This window comes from Ramlibacter sp. JJN2-2R (assembly GCF_057747835.1).
Genome location: NZ_CM173226.1, coordinates 2,219,109 through 2,240,174, shown reverse-complemented (window position 1 = coordinate 2,240,174; position 21,066 = coordinate 2,219,109). Strand labels below are relative to the sequence as shown.

Annotated in this window: 17 protein-coding genes; 6 read left to right on the top strand and 11 right to left on the bottom strand. The window is 71.6% G+C overall.

What is annotated here, in order from left to right:
- Positions 1-38 precede the first annotated feature (38 nt).
- Genes AC3ANR_RS10990 through AC3ANR_RS10980 form a run of 3 tightly spaced genes read right to left on the bottom strand, consistent with a single transcriptional unit; the run spans position 39 to position 3,904 of the window.
- Positions 39-2,249: a molybdopterin cofactor-binding domain-containing protein gene (locus AC3ANR_RS10990; protein WP_488288149.1), complete on the bottom strand. Its 2,211-nt coding sequence runs from the start codon at positions 2,247-2,249 to the stop codon at positions 39-41.
- 12 nt (positions 2,250-2,261) lie between these two features.
- On the bottom strand, positions 2,262-3,248 hold the full coding sequence (locus tag AC3ANR_RS10985) for an FAD binding domain-containing protein (protein WP_488288148.1): 987 nt from the start codon (positions 3,246-3,248) through the stop codon (positions 2,262-2,264).
- Positions 3,245-3,904: a 2Fe-2S iron-sulfur cluster-binding protein gene (locus tag AC3ANR_RS10980; protein WP_488288147.1), complete on the bottom strand. Its 660-nt coding sequence runs from the start codon at positions 3,902-3,904 to the stop codon at positions 3,245-3,247. The genes AC3ANR_RS10985 and AC3ANR_RS10980 overlap by 4 nt, the downstream gene beginning before the upstream one ends.
- Positions 3,905-3,988: 84 nt before the next feature.
- Between AC3ANR_RS10980 and AC3ANR_RS10975 the strand changes: the two genes are divergently transcribed.
- The gene (locus AC3ANR_RS10975) at positions 3,989-5,131 is read left to right on the top strand and encodes an ABC transporter substrate-binding protein (protein ID WP_488288146.1); all 1,143 of its coding nucleotides are present in this window, start codon (positions 3,989-3,991) and stop codon (positions 5,129-5,131) included.
- Between the two features lie 87 nt (positions 5,132-5,218).
- On the opposite strand, the gene hrpA is transcribed toward AC3ANR_RS10975, so the two are convergent.
- Positions 5,219-9,244 (bottom strand): ATP-dependent RNA helicase HrpA, encoded by a 4,026-nt coding sequence (hrpA, locus tag AC3ANR_RS10970; protein WP_488288145.1) that lies wholly within the window; start codon positions 9,242-9,244, stop codon positions 5,219-5,221.
- A gap of 47 nt (positions 9,245-9,291) precedes the next feature.
- Positions 9,292-10,512 (bottom strand): diguanylate cyclase domain-containing protein, encoded by a 1,221-nt coding sequence (locus AC3ANR_RS10965; RefSeq protein ID WP_488288144.1) that lies wholly within the window; start codon positions 10,510-10,512, stop codon positions 9,292-9,294.
- 109 nt (positions 10,513-10,621) lie between these two features.
- On the opposite strand from AC3ANR_RS10965, the gene argA reads away from it, so the two are divergent.
- From argA to AC3ANR_RS10945, 4 genes are read left to right on the top strand one after another with little or no spacing between them, the layout of a single operon-like run.
- Positions 10,622-11,971 (top strand): amino-acid N-acetyltransferase, encoded by a 1,350-nt coding sequence (argA, locus tag AC3ANR_RS10960; protein ID WP_488288143.1) that lies wholly within the window; start codon positions 10,622-10,624, stop codon positions 11,969-11,971.
- Between the two features lie 7 nt (positions 11,972-11,978).
- On the top strand, positions 11,979-12,401 hold the full coding sequence (locus AC3ANR_RS10955) for a VOC family protein (RefSeq protein WP_488288142.1): 423 nt from the start codon (positions 11,979-11,981) through the stop codon (positions 12,399-12,401).
- A 34-nt stretch (positions 12,402-12,435) separates the two neighbouring features.
- A complete protein-coding gene (locus AC3ANR_RS10950; protein WP_488288141.1) occupies positions 12,436-13,116 on the top strand; it encodes a dienelactone hydrolase family protein in 681 nt (226 codons plus the stop codon).
- Complete coding sequence (locus AC3ANR_RS10945; protein ID WP_488288140.1) at positions 13,113-13,775, top strand: phosphoribosyltransferase; 663 nt, start codon at positions 13,113-13,115, stop codon at positions 13,773-13,775. The genes AC3ANR_RS10950 and AC3ANR_RS10945 overlap by 4 nt, the downstream gene beginning before the upstream one ends.
- 3 nt (positions 13,776-13,778) lie before the next feature.
- On the opposite strand, the gene AC3ANR_RS10940 is transcribed toward AC3ANR_RS10945, so the two are convergent.
- The 6 genes from AC3ANR_RS10940 to AC3ANR_RS10915 all read right to left on the bottom strand — a co-directional run bounded on the left by AC3ANR_RS10940 (position 13,779) and on the right by AC3ANR_RS10915 (position 19,751).
- Complete coding sequence (locus AC3ANR_RS10940) at positions 13,779-14,306, bottom strand: disulfide bond formation protein B (protein ID WP_488288139.1); 528 nt, start codon at positions 14,304-14,306, stop codon at positions 13,779-13,781.
- Positions 14,307-14,335: 29 nt separating this feature from the next.
- Positions 14,336-15,430, bottom strand: a complete 1,095-nt coding sequence (locus AC3ANR_RS10935; RefSeq protein ID WP_488288138.1) for a sulfate/molybdate ABC transporter ATP-binding protein — start codon at positions 15,428-15,430, stop codon at positions 14,336-14,338.
- Positions 15,431-15,474: 44 nt separating this feature from the next.
- Entirely contained in the window at positions 15,475-16,362 is an 888-nt protein-coding gene (gene cysW, locus AC3ANR_RS10930) for a sulfate ABC transporter permease subunit CysW (RefSeq protein WP_488288137.1), read from the bottom strand.
- Positions 16,359-17,243, bottom strand: coding sequence for a sulfate ABC transporter permease subunit CysT (cysT, locus tag AC3ANR_RS10925; RefSeq protein ID WP_488288136.1), 885 nt, complete (start codon positions 17,241-17,243; stop codon positions 16,359-16,361). Before cysT ends, cysW begins: the two co-directional genes overlap by 4 nt.
- Before the next feature lie 4 nt (positions 17,244-17,247).
- Positions 17,248-18,246, bottom strand: coding sequence for a sulfate ABC transporter substrate-binding protein (locus tag AC3ANR_RS10920; protein WP_488288135.1), 999 nt, complete (start codon positions 18,244-18,246; stop codon positions 17,248-17,250).
- A 749-nt stretch (positions 18,247-18,995) separates the two neighbouring features.
- Positions 18,996-19,751, bottom strand: coding sequence for an IclR family transcriptional regulator domain-containing protein (locus tag AC3ANR_RS10915; protein WP_488288134.1), 756 nt, complete (start codon positions 19,749-19,751; stop codon positions 18,996-18,998).
- A 132-nt stretch (positions 19,752-19,883) separates the two neighbouring features.
- Between AC3ANR_RS10915 and pobA the strand changes: the two genes are divergently transcribed.
- Positions 19,884-21,056, top strand: a complete 1,173-nt coding sequence (gene pobA, locus AC3ANR_RS10910; RefSeq protein ID WP_488288133.1) for a 4-hydroxybenzoate 3-monooxygenase — start codon at positions 19,884-19,886, stop codon at positions 21,054-21,056.
- Positions 21,057-21,066 lie beyond the last annotated feature (10 nt).

The following is a 21,066-nucleotide window of genomic DNA, read 5'->3' as shown; positions in this document are numbered from 1 at the left end:
GCCAGGGCGCCCTTGTGCCCCGCGGCCGGCGCGCGTGTTCAGAGCCCGCGCAGCACCTTGTCCAGCGTCAGCGGGTAGTCGCGGATGCGCACGCCGGTGGCGTTGAACACCGCGTTGGCGACGGCGGCGCCGGCGCCACTGATGCCCAGCTCGCCCACGCCCTTGATCTTGAGCGGGTTGGCCTTGTCGTCCACCTCGGGCAGGAACACCGCTTCGATGCGCGGGATGTCCGCGTGCGCCGCCACGTGGTAGCCGGCCAGGTCGTGGTTGGCGAAGAAGCCGTGGCGCGGGTCCAGCAGCGCCTCCTCGTGCAGCGCGTTGCCCACGCCCCAGATCATCCCGCCCAGCACCTGCGAGGTGGCGGTCTTGGGGTTCAGGATGCGGCCGGCGGCGAACACGCCCAGCATGCGGCGCAGGCGCACCTCGCCCGAGTCGGCATCGACGGCCACCTCGGCGAACTGCGCGCCGTACGCCTGCTGCGAATACTTCTTCGCCATGTCGCCGGACTCGATCCCGCCCTCCACCGACAGGCCCGCGTCCCCGGCCAGCGTCGCCAGGTGCGCGGTCTTGCCGCTGCCCTGGATGCGGCCACCCTCGAACTGCGCCTGCGTCGGATCGATGCCCGCGCTGTGGGCCAGGGCGGCGCGCAGCTTCTCGCAGGCGTCGTACAGGGCCGAGCCCGCGGTGGCGGCGCCGAACGAGCCGCCCGAGCCCGACGTGGGGGGAAAGTCGCTGTCGCCCAGCTCGATGCGCACCTGCGCGGGCGGCAGGCCCAGCATCTCGGCGGCGATCTGCGTGAGGATGGTGTAGGTGCCGGTGCCGATGTCGGTCATTGCCATGCGCACCGTGAGCACGCCCTGGTGGTCCAGCGTCACGCGGCACCGGGCCTTCTGCAGGTAGTTGCTGCGCGTGGTGGCGCACATGCCCAGGCCCAGCAGCCAGCGGCCCTCGCGCACCTGGCCCGGCTGGGCGCGCCGCCGCTCCCAGCCGAATCGCCTGGCGCCTTCCCGCAGGCACTGCACCAACTGCCGCGTCGAGAACGGCGTGCCTTTCTCCGGGTCCTGCGTCGGCTCGTTGCGCAGCCGCAGCTCCACCGGGTCGATGCCCAGCTCGTGCGCCAGTTCGTCCATCGCGCATTCCAGCGCCAGGAGGCCCACGGCCTCGCCCGGTGCGCGGCACGAGTCGGCCCGCGGCAGGTCCAGGCGCACCACCCGGTGCCGCGTCATGCGGTGGGCGGCGGCGTAGAGCGAGCGCGTCTGCGCCGCCGCGGTCTCGAAGAAATCGTCGTAGCGCGCGCTGTGCGAGAGGGCCTCGTGGCCGATCGCCTGCAGCACGCCCTCCCTGGTGGCGCCCAGGCGCACGCGCTGCACCGTGCGGCTGCGGTGGGTGGTGACGTGGAACATCTGCTGGCGCGTCAGCGCCGTCTTCACCGGCCGGCCCAGCTGGCGCGCCGCCTGCGCCGACAGGATCACGTCGGCGAACACGGGCAGCTTGCCGCCGAAGCCGCCGCCGACGTAGCGGCTGACGATGCGCACCTTCTCCGGCGGCACCTGCAGCGTGCTCGCCACGCGCTGCTGCGCATGCTCGATCATCTGTGTCGAGCAGTGGATCACCAGCCGGTCGCCCTCCCACCAGGCCAGCGTGGCGTGCGGCTCCATCTGGGCATGGATGTGGAACGGCGTCGTGTAGGTCGCGTCCACGCGCACCGGCGCCTCGGCGAACGCGCGTCCGAAATCGCCGACCGCCGTGTCGGGCTCGCTGACGTTGCTGGCGGGCTTTTCCGCCCGCGCGGGATCGAGCTCGAACTCGGCGGCCTCCGGCTCGTAGCGCGGCTGCACCAGCGCCGCCGCCGCGCGGGCCTGCTCCAGCGTCTCGGCCACGACCAGCGCCACCGGCTCGCCGTACGCGATGATCCTGTCGTCGCCCAGGTAGGGCACGGCACGCTCGAACCGCTGCTTCACCTCGGTCGAATAGCGTCCTTGCGGCGGAATGTTCAGGTGGCTCAGGACCAGCAGCACGCCGGGCGCCCGCTCGGCGGGACCGGGATCGAAGGCCGCGATGCGGCCCCTGGCGATCGGCGCCTCGACGATCCAGCCGTAGGCGGGCTGGCCGCCCTCGCGAACCTCGTAGGCATAGGGCGCGCGGCCGGTGACCTTGAGCACGCCGTCCACCCGGTCCAGCGGCTGGCCGATCCGGCCGTTGCGGTTCTCGTCGATCGCGTTCGGCGGCGAAGGTTGCGTCATCTCCATGCGGCGGCTCCTTCAGGCGCGGGTGGCTTCCGCCAGCACGCCGGCGAGCACGCGCCGGGTGAGCGGGATCTTGAAGTCGTTGTGGCCCTGGCCGCGGGCGCCGGCCAGCACGGCATCGGCCGCGGCGTCGAACGACCGCGGCTCGGCGGGCCGGTCCGCGAGCGCGGCCTCCGCCTCGGGCACGCGCCAGGGCCGGTGCGCCAGCCCGCCGAAGGCCAGGCGCGCCGAGCGCACCGTGCCGCCGGCGGCGTCAACGAGCGCCGCCACGGACACGAGTGCGAAGGCAAAGGACGCCCGGTCCCGCACCTTGCGGTACAGCTGCACGCCCGGGGGCGGCGGCGGCAACGTGACGGCGGTGATGAACTCGCCGTGCTGCACCACCGTGTCCTGCTGCGGCGTGTCGCCGGGCAGGCGGTGGAAGTCGGCGATCGGGATCACGCGGCGCTTGCCGCCCGGCTGCACCGTCTCGACCTGCGCGTCCAGCGCGCGCATCGCGACGGCCATGTCGGACGGGTGCACCGCGATGCACGCGTCGCTGGCGCCGACGATCGCGTGGATGCGGTTGATGCCGCCGATCGCGGCGCAGCCCGAGCCGGGCCGGCGCTTGTTGCACGGCTTGCTGGGGTCGTAGAAGTAGTAGCAGCGCGTGCGCTGCAGCAGGTTGCCGCCGGTGGTGGCCTTGTTGCGCAGCTGGCCCGAGGCGCCCGCCAGCAGGGCGCGGGCCAGCACCGGGTAGCGGCCGCGCACCGCCTCGTGCGCGGCCAGGTCCGCGTTGCGCACCAGCGTGCCGATGCGCAGGCCGCCGTCGGCCGTGGCCTCGACGCGGTCCAGGCCGGGGATGCGGTTGATGTCCACCAGGTGGCCGGGCGACTCGACCTGGAGCTTCATCAGGTCCAGCAGGTTGGTGCCGCCGGCGATGAGCCGGGCATCCGGCCGCGCCGCGACCGCGTCGGCGGCCGCCTCGGCGCTGGCCGCGCGCTCGTACGTGAACGCCTTCATCGCGACTCCCCCGCCACCTCGCGGATCGCGTCCACGATGTTCGGATAGCAGCTGCAGCGGCACAGGTTGCCGCTCATGCGCTCGCGGATCTCCTCGTCGCCCAGCACCGGCGGCGCCTGCAGGTCGGCCGTGACGTGGCTGGGCATGCCGGCGCGCGCCTCGGCCAGCATGCCGGCGGCCGAGCAGATCTGGCCCGGCGTGCAATAGCCGCACTGCAGGCCGTCGTGGCGCAGGAACGCCTGCTGCAGCGGATGCAGGGCGCCGGCGCTGCCCAGCCCCTCGATGGTCGTCACCGCCTGGCCGTCGTGCATCACGGCCAGGCTCAGGCAGGCATTGATGCGGCGGCCCTCGACGAGCACCGTGCAGGCGCCGCATTGGCCGTGGTCGCAGCCTTTCTTGCTGCCGGTCAGGTCCAGGTGCTCTCGCAGCGCGTCGAGCAGGGTGGTGCGGGGATCCAGTTCCAGCTGGTGGCGCTGGCCGTTGACGTCGAGCGTCACGGGGGTGGCGGTCAAGGCTCGCTCCGGTGGGGCGCCGTCGGCGCGAAGCGGCCACTCTAGGCAGCGGCGGCGCCGGCGTGCGCGGGCCGAGCGCGTGGCGGCGGGTGCGACTGCACCTACGCGGAACCACGACAGGCCCGCCCGCGGCAGCGCCCGCAAGCTGAAGCCATGCTGACGGGGCGCTGCGCGCGCGCCACGAACCGGCCACCCCTGACAGGCCGATGACAGCACCCCACCTCGACAATGCCGCGCATGAGCCTGTCCCGCCGCACCTTCACCCGCGCCGCCGCCGGCGCTGCCGCCCTCGCCGCCCTGCCCGCCGTCCGCGCCCAGGGCGACCGCATCCTGCTGGCGCAGTCGGCGCCGTTCACCGGCCCCTCGGCCCAGCTGGGCATCCAGTTCCACTCGGGCGCGCGGCTGTTCTTCGAGCAGCTCAACGCCCAGGGCGGCATCAACCGGCGCCCGGTCGAGCTGGTGAAGATGGACGACGGCTACGAGCCGGACCGCTGCGCCGAGAACACGCGCAAGTTGCTCGCCGAGGACCCCGTGGCCCTGTTCGCGTACGTCGGCACGCCGACCAGCCTGGCGGCCCTGCCGCTGGCGACGGCGGCCAGGACGCCGTTCTTCGCCCCCTTCACCGGCGCGATGGGCCTGCGCCAGCCGTTCAACCGCTACGCCTTCCACCTGCGCGCCTCGTACAACGACGAGACGGCGCTGATCGTCAGGCAGCTGGCCAACCTGGGCCTGAAGAAGGTGGCGGTCTTCTACCAGAACGACGCCTACGGCAAGGCCGGGCTGGACGGCGTGCAGCTGGCGCTGGCGGCACAGAACACCAAGCCGGTGGCCCTGGCGACCGTGGAGCGCAACTCGGTCGACGTGGCGGCGGCGGTCAAGACGCTGACGGCGGCCGGGCCGGACGCGATCGTGCAGATCGGTGCGTACAAGGCGTGCGCGGCGTTCATCAAGGCCGCCAAGGCCTCGGGCTACGGCGGCACCTTCCACAACGTCTCGTTCGTCGGCACGCAGGCGCTGGCCGACGAACTGGGCAAGGACGGCGCCGGCGTCGTCGTGTCGCAGGTGATGCCCTCGCCGTACAACTCGGCGCGCGCCATCGCCCGCGAATTCGTCGATGCCGTGAAGAAGGGCGGCGCCGAGTACCAGGCCAACTTCTCCAGCATGGAAGGCTACCTGGCCGCCAAGGTGATCGCCGAGGGCCTGCGCCGCGCGGGCGGGCGCCCCAGCCGCGAGTCGCTGGTCGCCGGCCTCGAGGGCCTGGGCAACCAGGTGATCGGCGGCTTCAACGTGACGCTGTCGCCCAGCAACCACGCGGCATCCAGCTTCGTCGAGCTGTCGATGCTGACCGGCGACGGCCGCGTGCGCACCTGAGCCGATCCCGCCGCCGCGCCGGCCGCGTGCCGGCGTGGGCGGCGAGCCCGCTCGCGAACCCGGACCCGTCGCGACGCGACGCGGGCCTCAGTTCGTCAGCTGCTGCCAGATCTTCTCGAGCCGCTTGACGCTCACCGGCTGCGGCGTGCGCAACTCCTGCGCGAACAGGCTCACGCGCAGCTCCTCCAGCAGCCAGCGCAGCTCCTGCATGCGGTCGTCCACCTGGCCCTTGCGCTCGGCCACGAGGCGCCAGTAACGCTGCTCCTGCGGCCGCACGTCGGCCAGCCGTGCCGCGTCGCGCGCCGGGTCGGCCCGCAGCTTGTCCAGGCGCAGCGTGATCGCCTTCAGGTAGCGCGCGAAGTGCTGCAGCGACGCCCAGGGCGTGTCGGCCAGGAACCGCTTGCCGACCAGGCGCTGCAGCTGCTGGGCGGCGTCCTGCGTCGCCTCGGGCGCGCCCTTGGTGTCCTTGATCTTGCGCACGGCGATCGCGTACTCGGCCAGGATGGTGGCGGCCAGGCGCGCCACCTCGTTGGCGATCAGCGTCAGCCGCCCGCGGCCCTCCTCCACCCGCCGCTTGAACGCGGCCTCGTCGGTGGGCAGCGGCTCGAGCAGGAACGCGCGGTCCAGCGCCACGTCGATGATCTGCTGGCGCAGCTCCTCCTGCGTGCCCAGCGGCATGAAGGCCACCGCCATGCGCTGCAGGTCCGGGATGTTCTTCTCCAGGTACTTGAGCGCGTCGCGGATCTGCAGCGCGAAGAGGCGGCGCAGCCCGTGCCGGTGCCTGGCCGCCGCGACCTCGGGCTCGTCGAACACCTCGATCGTGACCGCGTCGCCCTGGTCCACCAGCGCCGGAAAGCCCACCAGCGAGGTCGAGCCCTTGCGCACCTCCATCAGCTCGGGCAGCTCGCCGAAGGTCCAGGCGGTGTGGCGCGCACCTGCCCCTCCCCCCTCCGGGGGGAGGCTGGGAGCGGGGCTTTTTCCCGCCACCGGCGTGCCCCCACCCCGCCCTCCTCCGGAGGGGGAGGGAGAAGATGGAGCGCTGCCCCCGGAAGGGGAGGGAGAAGATGGAGCCCTTCCCTCGGAGGGAGAGGGCGAAGAAGGGGCGACCTTCATCCCCGCCAGCGCCTGGAACGCGCCGCGCGCCTTGGCCCCCAGCTCCGCCTTCAGCGCGCCGAGGTTGCGGCCCGTGCCCAGCTGGCGGCCGTGCTCGTCGACCACGCGGAAGTTCATGAACAGGTGCGCGGGCACCATGTCCAGCTTGAAGTCCGTGCGCTTGACGTCCAGCGACGTCTCGTCGCGCACCATCTTGAGCAGCACGTCGGTCAGCGAGCCCGCGCCGAACCGCTCGGGCGTGGCCAGCTCGCCGGCCAGCCGCGCCGCGGACTCGGGCAGCGGCACGAAGCGCGAGCGGGGCTTCTGCGGCAGGCTCTTGAGCAGCGCCTGCACCTTGTCCTTGAGCATGCCGGGCACCAGCCACTCGGCGCGCTCGTCGCTCACCTGGTTCAACACGAACAGCGGCACCGTGACCGTCAGGCCGTCGCGCGCATCGCCCGGCTCGTGCAGGTAGGCCGCCGCGCAGTCCACGCCTCCCAGCTTCATCGTCCTGGGGAAGGCGTCGGTGGTGATGCCGGCGGCCTCGTGGCGCATCAGCTCGTCGCGCGTGAGCCGCAGCAGGTTCGGGTTCTTGCGGCTCTCGGTGCGGTACCAGCCCTCGAAGGTGTGGCCGTTGTAGACGTCGGCCGGCAGCTGCTGGTCGTAGTAGGCGTAGATCAGCTCCTCGTCGACCAGCACGTCCTGGCGGCGCGACTTGTGCTCCAGCTCCTCGACCTGGCGCACCAGCTTCAGGTTGTGGGCCAGGAACGGCAGCCGCGTGTCCCACTGGCCCGCCACCAGGCCCTCGCGGATGAAGATCTCGCGCGCGCCCTGCTGGTCGACCTTGGCGAACGGCACGCGCCGGCCGCTGTAGATCACCAGGCCGTAGAGCGTCGCGCGCTCCAGCGCCATCACCTCGGCCGCCTTCTTCTCCCAGTGCGGGTCCAGCAGCTGCTTCTTCAGCAGGTGGCCCGCCACCTCCTCGATCCACTGGGGCTCGATGTTGGCGATGCCGCGGCCGAACAGGCGCGTGGTCTCCACGAGTTCGGCGCAGACGATCCAGCGGCCCGGGCGCTTCTTCAGGTGCGCGCCCGGATGGCGGTAGAACTTGATGCCGCGCGCGCCCAGGTACTCGGACTGGCCCGCGCCCTGCGCCCGCGCACCGGTGGCCGGGTTCGGGCCGCTGTCCTCCATCTTCCAGCCGATGTTGCCCAGCAGGCCGGCGAGCATCGACTTGTGCAGCGCCTCGTAGCCGGCCGGCTGCGTGTTCAGGTGCCACTTGTGCTCGGACACCACCGTGTGCAGCTGGCTGTGGATGTCGCGCCACTCGCGCACGCGCCGCACATTGATGAAGTTCTGGCGAAGCAGGGCTTCGTACTGGCGGTTGGACAGCTTGTGGGCGGGCGAGCCCCCTCCCCGGCCGGGAGGCAGGGCGGCAGCACCCCCTCCGGGGGCGGGCTGGGGTGCGGGCACCCCGCCCCGCGCCGCATGGATCCAGTCCCACAGCCGCACGTAGCCGGAGAACTCGCTCTTCTCGTCGTCGAACTTGGCGTGCTGCTGGTCGGCCTGGGCCTGCAGCTCCAGCGGCCGGTCGCGCACGTCCTGCACCGACAGCGCCGAGGCGATCACCAGCACCTCGGCCAGCGCGCCGCGCTCGCGCGCCTCCAGGATCATGCGCGCCACCCGCGGGTCCAGCGGCAGGCGCGCCAGTTCGCGGCCGACGTCGGTCAGCTCGTTGGCGTCGTCCACCGCGCCCAGCTCGCCCAGCAGCTGGTAGCCGTCGGCGATCGCGCGCCGCTGCGGCGCCTCGATGAAGGGGAAGTCCTCGACGTTGCCCAGGTGCAGCGCCTTCATCCGCAGGATCACGCCGGCCAGCGAGGAGCGCAGGATCTCCGGATCGGTGAAGCGCGGCCGGCTGGCGAAGTCCTTCTCGTCGTACAGGCGGATGCAGATGCCGTTGGCCACCCGGCCGCAGCGGCCTGCGCGCTGGTTGGCCGCGGCCTGGCTGATCGGCTCGACCAGCAGCTGCTCCACCTTGCTGCGGAAGCTGTAGCGCTTGACGCGCGCGGTGCCGGCGTCGATCACGTAGCGGATGCCCGGCACGGTGAGCGAGGTCTCGGCGACGTTGGTCGCCAGCACGATGCGTCGGTTGCCGTGCGGCTCGAAGATGCGGTCCTGCTCCTGCTGCGACAGGCGCGAGAACAGCGGCAGCACGTCGGCCGTGCGCGTGAGCGGGCTGTGCGACAGGTGCCCGCGCAGGTGGTCGGCGGCCTCGCGGATCTCGCGCTCGCCGGGCAGGAACACCAGGATGTCGCCGGCGGCGTTCCCCTGCCAGAGCTCGTCGACGCCGTCGGCGATGGCCTCGCTCAGCCCGTAGTCGCGCGATTCCTCGAACGGCCGGTAGCGCTGCTCCACCGGGTACATGCGCCCGGACACATAGATCACCGGCGCCTTGCCGGCCCGGGACGCGAAGTGCTCGGCGAAGCGCTCGGCATCGATGGTGGCCGAGGTCACCACCACCTTCAGGTCGGGCCGGCGCGGCAGGATCTCGCGCAGGTAGCCGAGCAGGAAGTCGATGTTGAGGCTGCGCTCGTGCGCCTCGTCGATGATCAGCGTGTCGTACGCCTGCAGCAGCGGGTCGGTCTGCGTCTCGGCCAGCAGGATGCCGTCGGTCATCAGCTTGACCGAGGCGTCGCGCGAGAGCCGGTCCTGGAAGCGGACCTTGTAGCCCACCACCTCGCCCAGCGGCGTCTCCAGTTCCTCGGCGATGCGCTTGGCCACGCTGGACGCCGCGATGCGGCGCGGCTGCGTGTGGCCGATCAGGCGCGGCTTCTCGCCGGGCCTGGCGTTGAGCTTGCCGCGCCCCATGGCCAGGGCGATCTTGGGCAGCTGGGTGGTCTTGCCGGAGCCGGTCTCGCCACAGACGATGACGACCTGGTGCTCGGCCATGGCCTGCGCGATCTCGTCGCGCTTGGCGGAGACGGGCAGCGATTCGGGAAAGGTGATGCGCAAGTCGGACAAGGAGCGAAAGCCGGTCGCGCTGCCCGGCGGCGGCGCAAAGCCCTCGATTATCCGGCGACTGCGGCGGTGGCGGCCAGCTCGGCGATCTGCCGGTTCTGCGCGTCGTACCAGGCGACCCGGCTGGCGTAGCTCCAGGCGGTGCGCGACATGGCGCGCGCGCCCGCCACCGCCACGCCCGGGCGCATGCCCTGCGGCGCGACCAGCACCCCCACGCCGACGTCGGCCACCCATTCGGTGCGCCGCGCTTCCAGCTCGGCGAGGTCCTCGCTGGTGCCCAGGGCGACCGGACGGCGCAGCCGCTGCGCCACCTCGTGGGCCAGGGCGTTCAGCCGCGCCTCGCCGTTGGGCCGGCGCATCAGCAGCAGGAACGCGTCCTCGCCCAGGCGCCCCATCTCGATGCCCGGCGGCACGCAGCGGCGCAGCCGCCCGGCACAGATGAACAGCCCGTGGTTGTAGGCCGCGCGGCCGTGCAGCTGCTCCAGCGCCTGCAGGTTGGCCAGCGAGACCACGATCACGCCGAGCGTGTCGCCCCCCAGGCGGGCGAAGGCCTCGCCCACCATCGCGCTGGTCTCGGCATGCGAGCGCATGCGCGTGATGGGGTCGAAGCTCGGTCCGTGCACCATCGCCTCGCGCACGTCGATCAGGTAGGCATAGCGCACCCACATGCCAGCCGCCATGCTGCCCAGGTAGGCGATGGCACCCACCGCGCTGACGGCGTGGACCGGCCAGGGCGTCTGTTCGGGCTGGAACGCGTGCCAGGTCAGGCCCACCACGGCCAGCGACATGCAGCCGACGCCGGCGACGGCGATCCAGCCCAGGCCGGAGCCGCGCAGGGCGCTGCGCACCGACGCGGCCACGGCCAGCGGGATCACCAGCCACTGCATGCCCGCCGCGAGCGCGAGCGCCCCTTCGGGGGAGAGCAGCCAGCCGCCGCCGACCACGGCGACGCTCAGGAGCGCCATGCCGGCGACGATGCGGCGCGCGACCACGCGCTCGCGCAGAAGGCCGATCAGCCCGAACAGCATCAGCCCCAGCACCGCGGCGCACAGGGCCGCCAAGTGGGCCTGCAGGCGCAGCAGCCAGTCGGCGTCGTGCACCGGCACCCAACCGAGGTAGACCAGGACGTACAGCGCCGACAGCACGGCGGCGAGCGAGCCGGTGACGGCCACGCGGCGCACCGAGCGTCGGAAGGCGAGCAAAGCCGCGACGAGCGCCAGGCTCACCGTGCCGAAGAATGCCCCCCAGAAAGCGACTGCCACGGTCTCCATGCGCGACCCGCGATTCCCTCTTGCGCGCCCGAGCGGCGCTGGGCTTTACCTTACACTGTTCCGCTGACTGCACCCCGACTTTTTCCGACGCAGCCGCCCCTCCCCACGCATGTCCACCGTCTTCAATTTCACCTTCGTGCCCTGGTTCCGTTCGGTGGCGCCCTACATCCACATGCACCGCGGCAAGACGTTCGTGGTGGGGATGGCCGGCGAGGCGATCGCCGCCGGCAAGCTGCAGCACATCGCGCAGGACCTGGCGCTGATCCAGAGCATGGGCGTGAAGATCGTGCTGGTGCACGGCTTTCGCCCGCAGGTCAACGAGCAGCTGCAGGCCAAGGGCCATGCCGCCCGCTACTCGCACGGCATGCGCATCACCGACGGCGTGGCGCTGGACAGCGCGCAGGAGGCCGCGGGCCAGCTGCGCTACGAGATCGAGGCCGCCTTCAGCATGGGCCTGCCCAACACGCCCATGGCCGGCTCCAAGATGCGGGTGATCTCGGGCAACTTCATCACCGCCCGGCCCGTGGGCATCGTCGACGGCGTTGACTTCCAGCATTCGGGCCTGGTGCGCAAGGTCGACGTGGCCGGCATCTCGCGCTCGCTCGACTTCGGCGCCATGGTGCTGATCTCGCCGTTCGGCTTCTCGCCCACCGGCGAGGCCTTCAACCTGACGATGGAGGAAGTCGCCACCAGCGTCGCCAGCGCGCTGCAGGCCGACAAGCTGATCTTCCTGACCGAGGTGCCCGGCATCCGCGTCCATCCGCAGCAGCCCGAGTCGGAGGACAACCCGATCGACACCGAGCTGCCGCTGGCCGCCGCCGAGCAGCTGCTGGCCAGCCTGCCCCCGGCGCAGCAGCCCACCGACACCGCCTTCTACCTGCAGCACTGCGTCAAGGCCTGCAAGGCCGGCGTCGAGCGCAGCCACATCATCCCGTTCGCCACCGACGGCGCGCTGCTGCTGGAGATCTACGTGCACGACGGCATCGGCACCATGGTCATCGACGAGAAGCTCGAGGAGCTGCGCGAGGCCACCGCCGACGACGTGGGCGGCATCCTGCAGCTGATCGAGCCGTTCGAGAAGGACGGCACGCTGGTCAAGCGCGATCGCACCGAGATCGAGCGCGACATCGCCAACTACAGCATCATCGAGCACGACGGGGTGATCTTCGCCTGCGCCGCGCTCTACCCGTATCCCGAGGCCCGCACGGGCGAGATGGCCGCCCTCACCGTGTCGCCGCACAGCCAGGGCCAGGGCGACGGCGAGAAGATCCTCAAGCGCGTCGAGCAGCGCGCGCGCGCCATGGGCCTGGAGAGCATCTTCGTTCTCACCACCCGCACCATGCACTGGTTCCTCAAGCGCGGCTTCGTGCAGGTCGAGCCCGACTGGCTGCCCGAGGCGCGCAAGCGCAAGTACAACTGGGACCGCAAGAGCATGGTGTTCGTCAAGAGGCTCGCCTGAGACCGCCATGTTCCGCCTGCTTCGCCTGGACCACATCGTGCTGCGGGTGCGCGACCGCGAGGCGATGCAGCGCTTCTACTGCGACGTGCTCGGCTGCACGCTGGAGAAGGTGCAGGAGCGCATCGGCCTGTGGCAGCTGCGCGCGGGCGACTCGCTGATCGACCTCATCCCCATCGACGGCGAGCTGGGCCGCGCCGGGGGCGCCGCCCCGGGCCGCGAAGGCCGCAACCTCGAGCACTTCTGCCTGCGCGTCGAGCCCTTCGACGCCGACGCCCTCCGGGCGCACCTGCGCGCGCACGGCATCGAGGCCGGCGAGCCGGCCAGCCGCTACGGCGCCGACGGCCAGGGCCCGTCGATCTACCTGGCCGATCCCGAAGGCAACGTGATCGAGCTCAAGGGACCCCCTTCCGAACCCGCCCTGCCGCGCTAGACATTGCCGCCAGTCGTCGTAGGCTGGGGGCATCATGGACAGCCCACCCGTCACCCCCACCGAGGTCCGCGTCCCCTGCGGCGCGGTCCAGCTGGATGCCGACCTGGCGCTCCCCCCGGGCGCCCACGGCATCGTCGTCTTCGCCCACGGCAGCGGCAGCAGCCGGCGCAGCAGCCGCAACCGCGCGGTGGCGCGGCGCCTGCAGGACGCCGGGCTCGCCACCCTGCTGCTGGACCTGCTCACGCCCGAAGAGGACGCCGTCGACCAGCGCACGCGCCACCTGCGGTTCGACATCCCGCTGCTCAGCCGCCGGGTGGAGGAAGCCACCGCATGGGTCGACCGCCAGCACGGCCTGCGCGGGCTGCCGCTGGGCTATTTCGGCGCCAGCACCGGCAGTGCCGCGGCCCTGATCGCGGCCGCCCACCTGGGCCGGCGCGTGGGCGCCGTGGTCTCGCGCGGCGGCCGTCCCGACCTGGTCGGCGCGCCGCTGCTGGAGACCATCACCGCCCCGACGCTGCTGATCGTGGGCGCCGACGACACCGAGGTGGTCGCCCTCAATGCCGAAGCCTTCGAGCAGCTGGGCGCCCCGCGGCGGCTGGTCGTGATTCCGGGCGCCACCCACCTGTTCGAGGAACCGGGCGCGCTGGAGGAGGTGGCGCGGCTGGCCGCCGAATGGTTCGCCGGCCACCTGGTGACGCACGCGGAGCACGCATGAGCCACCTGCCCTACCGTGACCGCCGCGAGGCCGGCCAGGTGCTCGCGCAGCGGCTGGCCGGCTGGCGCGACCGGCCGGGCCTGCTGGTGCTGGGCCTGCCCCGGGGCGGGCTGCCGGTGGCCGACGAGGTGGCGCGCGCGCTCGGCGCTCCGCTGGACGTGCTGGTGGTGCGCAAGATCGGCGCGCCGTGGCATCCCGAGTTCGCCGTCGGCGCCATCGCCAGCGGCGGCGTGCGCGTGCTGCATCCCGAGGCGTCCAGCGTTCCGGCCGCGATGCTGGAGGACGCCATCCGGCGCGAACAGGGGGAGCTGGAGCGCCGCGAGCGGCTGTACCGCGGCAGCCGGCCTCCGCTGGCGCTGCACGACCGCAACGTGATCCTGGTGGACGACGGCCTGGCGACCGGGGCCACCATGCAGGCGGCGGCGCGGGCGGTGGCGATGCAGCATCCGGCCGGGCTGTGCGTCGCGATCCCGGTGGGCGCCGCGTCGAGTTGCGGCGAGCTGGAAGACCTGGCGGACGAGGTGGTGTGCGTCGAGACGCCCGAGCCGTTCCAGGCGGTCAGCCTGTGGTACGACCGGTTCCCGCAGACCAGCGACGACGAGGTGCGGCAGATCCTGGCGGCGGCGCAGCTGCGCAGCGCGCAGGCGGCGCCGACCTGAGGGTCAGCCGGCGGTGGCGACGCGGCCGGCCGGGCCGCGCCACTGGCGCGCCAGCACGCCCAGGAACAGCAGCGCGAAGACGACGAAGGCGACGAACGACCAGTTGGCGATCGAGCCGCCCAGGAAGGTCCAGTCGACCTTGCTGCAGTCGCCGCTGCCGCGGAAGATCATCGGCACCGCGCGCTTGAGCGGGAAGGTCTCGATCATTCCGTAGAAGTCACGGCCGCAGGAAACGGTCTCGGGCGGGTACCACTGCAGGAAGCTCTGGCGGGCGGCAACGAACGCGCCGAAGCCGGACAGGAACACGCCCAGGACGCTGCCGGCGACCCAGGCGGCGCGCGAGGGGAACAGCGCGGCGGCGCCGGCCACGAGCCCGATCAGGATGACCGCATAACGCTGCACGATGCACATCGGGCACGGCTCGAGGCCGACCACGTGCTGCAGGTACAGGGCGAACGCCATGGCGGCCGCGCAGGCGGCGAACACCAGGGCCAGGGTGCGGCGCGGCGCCGCGAATAGCCAATCGAACACGTCTTCTCCCGATCCCGGGCGGCCCGGTCTCAGGCCGCCCCTTCCACGAACACGCGGGCTCGCCGCGGCGTCACCACCAGCGTCTCGCCCTCCCGGAACCCCAGGTCCCTGAATTGTTGCGCAGGAATCTGGGCTTCGATCACCGGGTCCGGACTGCTGGGGTTGGCCGGTTGGGTGCTTTCGGCAGGCAGAAGTTCCAGCCGGGCGATGGGGCCGACCACGATCGCGCGGCTCAGCTGCACGACGATGCCCTGCGCGCCGGGGGAGTAGCGCCGCACGTCCAGGTCGTGCGGGCGCACGTACGCGAACGCCTTGGCATTCTGGGCGTCGGCATGCTCGGGCGAGGCGAGTTGCAGGCCCTCCAGGTGCACCTCGCCCTGGTGGGCGCGGCCGTGGAACATGTTCACGTCGCCCAGGAAGCCGTAGACGAACTGGCTGGCCGGGTGGTCCCACACCTCCTGGGGCGAGCCGACCTGCTCGATGCGCCCGGCGTTCATCAGCACCACGCGGTCGGCGACCTCGAGGGCCTCCTCCTGGTCGTGGGTGACGAAGATGCTGGTCACGTGCAGCTCGTCGTGCAGGCGGCGCAGCCAGCGGCGCAGCTCCTTGCGCACCTTGGCGTCCAGCGCGCCGAACGGCTCGTCCAGCAGCAGCACCTTGGGCTCCACGGCCAGCGCGCGCGCCAGGGCGATGCGCTGGCGCTGGCCGCCCGACAGCTGGGACGGGAAGCGGTCGGCCAGCCAGTCCAGCTGCACCAGCCCGAGCAGCTCGTGCACCTTGGCCTTGATCTGTGCATCGCTGGGCCGCTGGCCGCGCGGCTTGACGCGCAGGCCGAAAGCGACGTTCTCGAATACCGTCATGTGGCGGAACAGCGCGTAATGCTGGAACACGAAGCCGACGCCGCGCTCGCGCACGTGCACGTCGGTGGTGTCCTCGCCGGCGAACAGGATGCTGCCGGCATCGGCCGTCTCCAGCCCGGCGATGATGCGCAGCAGCGTGGTCTTGCCGCAGCCCGAGGGGCCCAGCAGCGCGACCAGCTCGCCCGAGCCGATGTCGAGCGAGACGTCGCGCAGGGCGTGGAAGTCGCCGAACTGCTTGCTGACGTTGCGGATGTCGATGCTCATCTCTTGCCTTTCTCCCTCCCCCGCCGGGGGAGGGAAAGATCCATTCAAACCACCGCCGGCCGCTCGGGCGGCAGGTCGGCCGTCGCCTGCATCGCGCGCTCGTGCTGCCACTCGGCCACGGTCTTGATCACCAGGGTCACCAGCGCCAGCAGGGCCAGCAGCGAGGCGACGGCGAACGCGGCCACCGACTGGTATTCGTTGTAGAGGATCTCCACGTGCAGCGGCATGGTGTTGGTCTGGCCGCGGATGTGGCCGGAGACGACCGACACCGCGCCGAACTCGCCCATGGCGCGCGCGTTGCACAGGATCACGCCGTAGATCAGGCCCCACTTGATGTTGGGCAGCGTCACGTGCCAGAAGGTCTGCCAGCCGCTGGCGCCCAGCACGATGGCGGCCTGCTCCTCGTCGTTGCCCTGGGCCTGCATCAGCGGGATCAGCTCGCGGGCGACGAAGGGGAAGGTGACGAACACCGTCGCCAGCACGATGCCCGGCACGGCGAAGATGATCTTGATGTCGTGCGCCGCCAGCCACGGGCCCAGCCAGCCCTGCGCGCCGAACACCAGCACGTACACCAGGCCCGAGACCACCGGCGACACCGAGAACGGCAGGTCCACCAGCGTGGTGAGGAAGGCCTTGCCGCGGAATTCGTACTTGGCGATGCACCAGGCCGCGGCGACGCCGAACACCAGGTTCAGAGGCACCGCGATGGCGGCGGTGATCAGCGTCAGCCGGATCGCCGACCAGGCATCGGGCTCGCGCAGGCCGTCCAGGTAGGCGTCCAGCCCCTTGCGCAGCGCCTCGGTGAACACGGCCGCGAGCGGCAGCACCAGGAACAGGAACAGGAACGCCAGCGCGACGCCGGTGAGCGTCCAGCGCACCCAGGGCGCCTCGGTGGTGGTCACGCGGCGCGTGCCGAGATTGCCGCCGCTCATGCGCCCCCCTGCTGCCTGCGTTGCCACGCCTGCAGGGCGTTGATGACCAGCAGCAGGACGAACGAGAGCACCAGCATCACCGTGGCCACCGCGGTGGCGCCGGCGTAGTCGTACTGCTCCAGCTTGCCGATGATGATCAGCGGCGTGATCTCCGAGACCATGGGCATGTTGCCGGCGATGAAGATCACCGAGCCGTACTCGCCCACGGCGCGCGCGAACGCCATCGCGAAGCCGGTCAGCAGCGCCGGCAGGATCGAGGGCAGGATGACGCGGCTGAACGTCTGCCAGCGGGTGGCACCCAGGCACATGGCGGCCTCCTCCAGCTCGCGCTCGGTGTCCTCCAGCACGGGCTGCACCGTGCGCACCACGAACGGCAAGCCGATGAAGATGAGGGCCACCACCACGCCGTTCGGGTTGAACGCCAGCTTGATCCCCAGCGGCTCGAGGTACTGGCCGATCCAGCCGTTGCCCGCGAGCAGCGCGGTGAGCGCGATGCCGGCCACGGCGGTCGGCAGCGCGAACGGCAGGTCCACCAGCGCGTCCACCAGCTTCTTGCCGGGAAAGCTGTAGCGCACCAGCACCCAGGCCACCAGCAGGCCGAAGACGACGTTGAACACGGCCGCCAGGAACGATGCGCCGAACGTGAGGCGGTAGGACGCCATCACGCGCGGCGATGTGACCGCGGCGACGAACTGGCCCCAGTCGAGCGTGAAGGTCTTGAGGACGAGCGCCGACAGCGGGATGAGCACGATCAGGCCCAGGTACGTCAGCGTGTACCCGAGCGTGAGGCCGAATCCGGGAAGGACCTTTCTGCTGCCGCCGCGGCTGGGCGCGCCCGCCGCGGGGATCGGCGCCGCGAGGGTCGCGGCAGGAGCGGACATGGGGTTACTTGACCGTGTAGATCTTGTCGAACTGGCCGCCGTCGTTGAAGTGCACCTTCTGCGCCTCGCCCAGCGAGCCGAACAGCTCCTGTACCGTGAACAGCTTGATCGGGCGGAACGTCTTCTCGTACTTGGCGACGATCTTGGCGTTGCGCGGGCGGATCGAATGCTTGGCCGCGATCTCCTGCCCCTCGTCGGAGTACAGGAAGTTCAGGTAGGCCTTGGCCAGCTCGCCCGTGCCCTTCTTGGCCACGGTGCGCTCGACCACCGCGACCGGGTTCTCCGCCACGATGCTGATGGACGGATAGACCACGTCCACCTTGCCCGAGCCGAACTCCTTGTTGACCGACTCGACCTCGGACTCGAACGTGATCAGCACGTCACCGGTGTTGCGCTGCAGGAAGGCGGTCGTGGCATCGCGGCCACCGCGCGCCAGCACGGGCACGTTCTTGTACAGCTTGGACAGGAACTCGCGCGCCTGGTCGTCGGTGCCGCCCTTCTTCTTCACGTAGCCCCAGGCCGCCAGGTACGTGTAGCGGCCGTTGCCGCCGGTCTTGGGGTTGACCACGATGACCTGCACGCCGGGCTTGACCAGGTCGTCCCAGTCCTTGATGCCCTTCGGATTGCCTTCTCGCACCAGGAACAGCATGGTGGACGTGGTGGGCGCGGCATTGTCGGGGAAGCGCTTGGCCCAGTCCTTGGCCACCACGCCCTTGTCGGCCAGGAACTCGATGTCGGTGGTGGTGTTCATCGTCACCACGTCCGCATCCAGGCCGTCGGCCACCGCGCGCGCCTGCGCGCTGGAGCCGGCATGCGACTGCTCGATCTTCACGTCCTTGCCCGTGGTCTTCTTGTAGTACGGGACGAAGGCGGCGTTGATGTCCTTGTAGAACTCACGCGCCACGTCGTACGAGACGTTCAGCAGCGTCTGGGTCTGGGCGGCGGCAAACGTGCTGGCGGCCAGCAACGCGGCGGCGAGGAGAGTCTTGGCTTTGGTGCTCATGGTTGTGTCTTGAGGCTGCCTACCCCTGGCAGCCTGGAATAACGAGAGCTGGAATTGTGGGGATCGGGTTATGAAAACCCAACGACATTCTTGGTGTTTGCTTATGTGGGGGCCGCATAAAGAGAGGTGCTCCTTGTGGGTTCGTGCCTCGTGCCTCGTGCGTTGTGGGGCGTGCGTTGTGGGGCGTGCGTTGTGGGGCGTGCGTTGTGCCTCGTGCATGGAGCGTGCGTTGCTGGCCGGGCTCGGGCCGAGGCGGACTCCGTGGCGCGAATGTCCCCCACCGCGGCTGGCGCCGCTCGCTCCTCCTTGATTTCGCGCCACGGAGTCCACCTCGTCCCAAGCCCTGCGGCTTGGCCGCTGCGGGCCGCCAGCGGGCCGCCAGCGGGGAGCCAAGGAGCCAGCAGGCCAGCCAAGGCTCGTCATTCCCGCGCGCATCCAGCAGGCCGCCGACGAGGCGTCAGCGCGCACCGCCGCAGGGTTCAGGTCGAGGGGCGCCCTGTTGGGCGAAATCAAGGAGGAGCGCGCCGGCGCGCCGGCAAGCGGGGGACATTCGCGCAACAGGGTGCACCTCGGCCTGGGCCCGGGCCACTGGGCGCGAGGCCCGGTCCCGCGAGCCCGGTCCATTGAGCCCGCCCGGCCCGCAGACCCCGCTCCGTAGGGCCCGGCCCGCACAGCCCGGTTGACTGAGCCTGATTCACCGGACACCCGGGACGCCGCCGCCACCTACGCAGGGGCTGCGGATCGACGCGTCAGAGCAGCGGCCGGGCCTGCCGCGCCGCTTCCTGCAGCAGCGGCAGCAAGTCGCGCTCGAGCTGCGGCGACCGCAGCCGTTCCGCGCGGGTGACGACGTTCAGGGCCGCGACCACCCGCCCCTCCATGTTCCGCAGCGGCACGGCCAGCGCATGCACGCCGAGTTCGTGCTCCTCGCTGGCCACGCACCAGTCCTGCTCGCGCGCCTGCTCGACGATCGCGCGCAGGGCCTTCGGTTCGGTGGCCGTGTGCGCGGTCAGGCGCGGCAGCTCGCGACCCTTGAGCCAAGCCGTGAACTCGGCCTTGGGCTTGGCCGCCAGCAGCACGCGGCCGGTCGAGGTGGCGTGCGCGGGTAGGCGCGCACCCAGGTGCAGCCCGTAGGCCAGCAGCCGCGTCGGTCCGCTGCGGGCGACGATCACCACCTGGTCGGCGTCCAGCACCACGACCGAGAACGCCTCGCCGGTGTGGGCAGCCAGGCGGTCGAGCGTGGGCTGCACCGCCCGCGGCAGGCGCGAGGACGCGAGGTAGCTGCCGGAAAAGCGCAGCACCTTGGGCGCCAGCCAGAACCAGCTGCCGTCGCTCTCCAGGTAACCTAGGTGCGCCAGGGTCAGGAGGTGGCGCCGCGCCGCGGCCCGCGTGATGCCGGCCCGCTGCGCGGCCAGCGTCGCGTTCAGGCGCTGGCGCTCGGTGTCGAAGCTCTCCAGCACGGCCAGGCCCTTGGCCATGCCCTCGATGAAGTCGGCGCGGGCGATCATGGTGGTGGTGGGAAGCGCTGCGCGATCATCGCGCAACGCGCGCAATGATCGCACACCCGTTCGACCCCGGCAGCACCGCGCCGGGCCCGCGCGCCTATGCTGGGGCGGCACGAATCCACGAGGAACCAACCCATGCGCACCCAGGTCGCCATCATCGGCGCCGGCCCCTCCGGCCTCCTGCTCGGCCAGCTGCTGCACAAGGCCGGCATCGACAACGTGATCCTGGAACGCCAGACCGGCGACTACGTGCTGGGGCGCATCCGCGCCGGCATCCTGGAGCAGGTCACGGTGGACCTGATGGACGAGGCCGGCGTCGGCGCGCGGCTGCACCACGAGGGCATCGTCCACCACGCGATCGAGCTGGTGTTCCGGGGCGAGCGCCACCCGATCGACGTCACCGGCCTGACGGGCGGCAAGGTCGTGACGGCGTACGGCCAGACCGAGCTCACACGCGACCTGATGGAGGCGCGCCAGCAGGCGGGCCTGCCCACCGTCTACGAAGCCGCCGACGTCAGCCTGCACGGCTACGACACCGAGCGGCCGGTCGTGCGCTACCGGCACGGCGGCCAGGCGCACGAGCTGCAGTGCGACTTCATCGCCGGCTGCGACGGCTTCCACGGCGTCTCGCGCGCCAGCGTGCGCGACCACGTGACAGAGTACGAGAAGGTCTACCCGTTCGGCTGGCTCGGCGTGCTCGCCGACGTGCCGCCGGTGTCGCCGCATGCCATCGTGTACGGCAACAGCGAGCGCGGCTTCTCGCTGTGCTCGATGCGCAGCCTGGCACGCAGCCGCTACTACGTGCAGTGCCCGCTGGACGACAAGGTCGAGGATTGGAGCGACCAGCGCTTCTGGGACGAGCTGCGCCGCCGGGTCGATCCGCACCTGGCCGAGCGCATCGTCACCGGCCCGTCGATCGAGAAGAGCATCGCCCCGCTGCGCAGCTTCGTGGCCGAGCCGATGCGCTTCGGCCGCCTGTTCCTGGCCGGCGACGCGGCGCACATCGTACCGCCCACCGGCGCCAAGGGCCTGAACCTGGCCGCCAGCGACGTGAAGTACCTGTCCTCGGCCCTCGTCGAGCACTACCGCGAGCGCAGCGCCGCCGGCATCGACCACTACTCCGCGCGCGCCTTGAAGCGCGTGTGGAAGGCCGAGCGCTTCTCGTGGTGGCTCACCACCCTGATGCACCGCTTCCCCGACGCCGGCGCGTTCGACCAGCGGCTGCAGGACGCGGAACTCGACTACCTGGTGCACTCGCGCGCCGCCTCCACCGCGCTGGCGGAGAACTACGTCGGCCTGCCGCTGTGAGCGTGGCGGG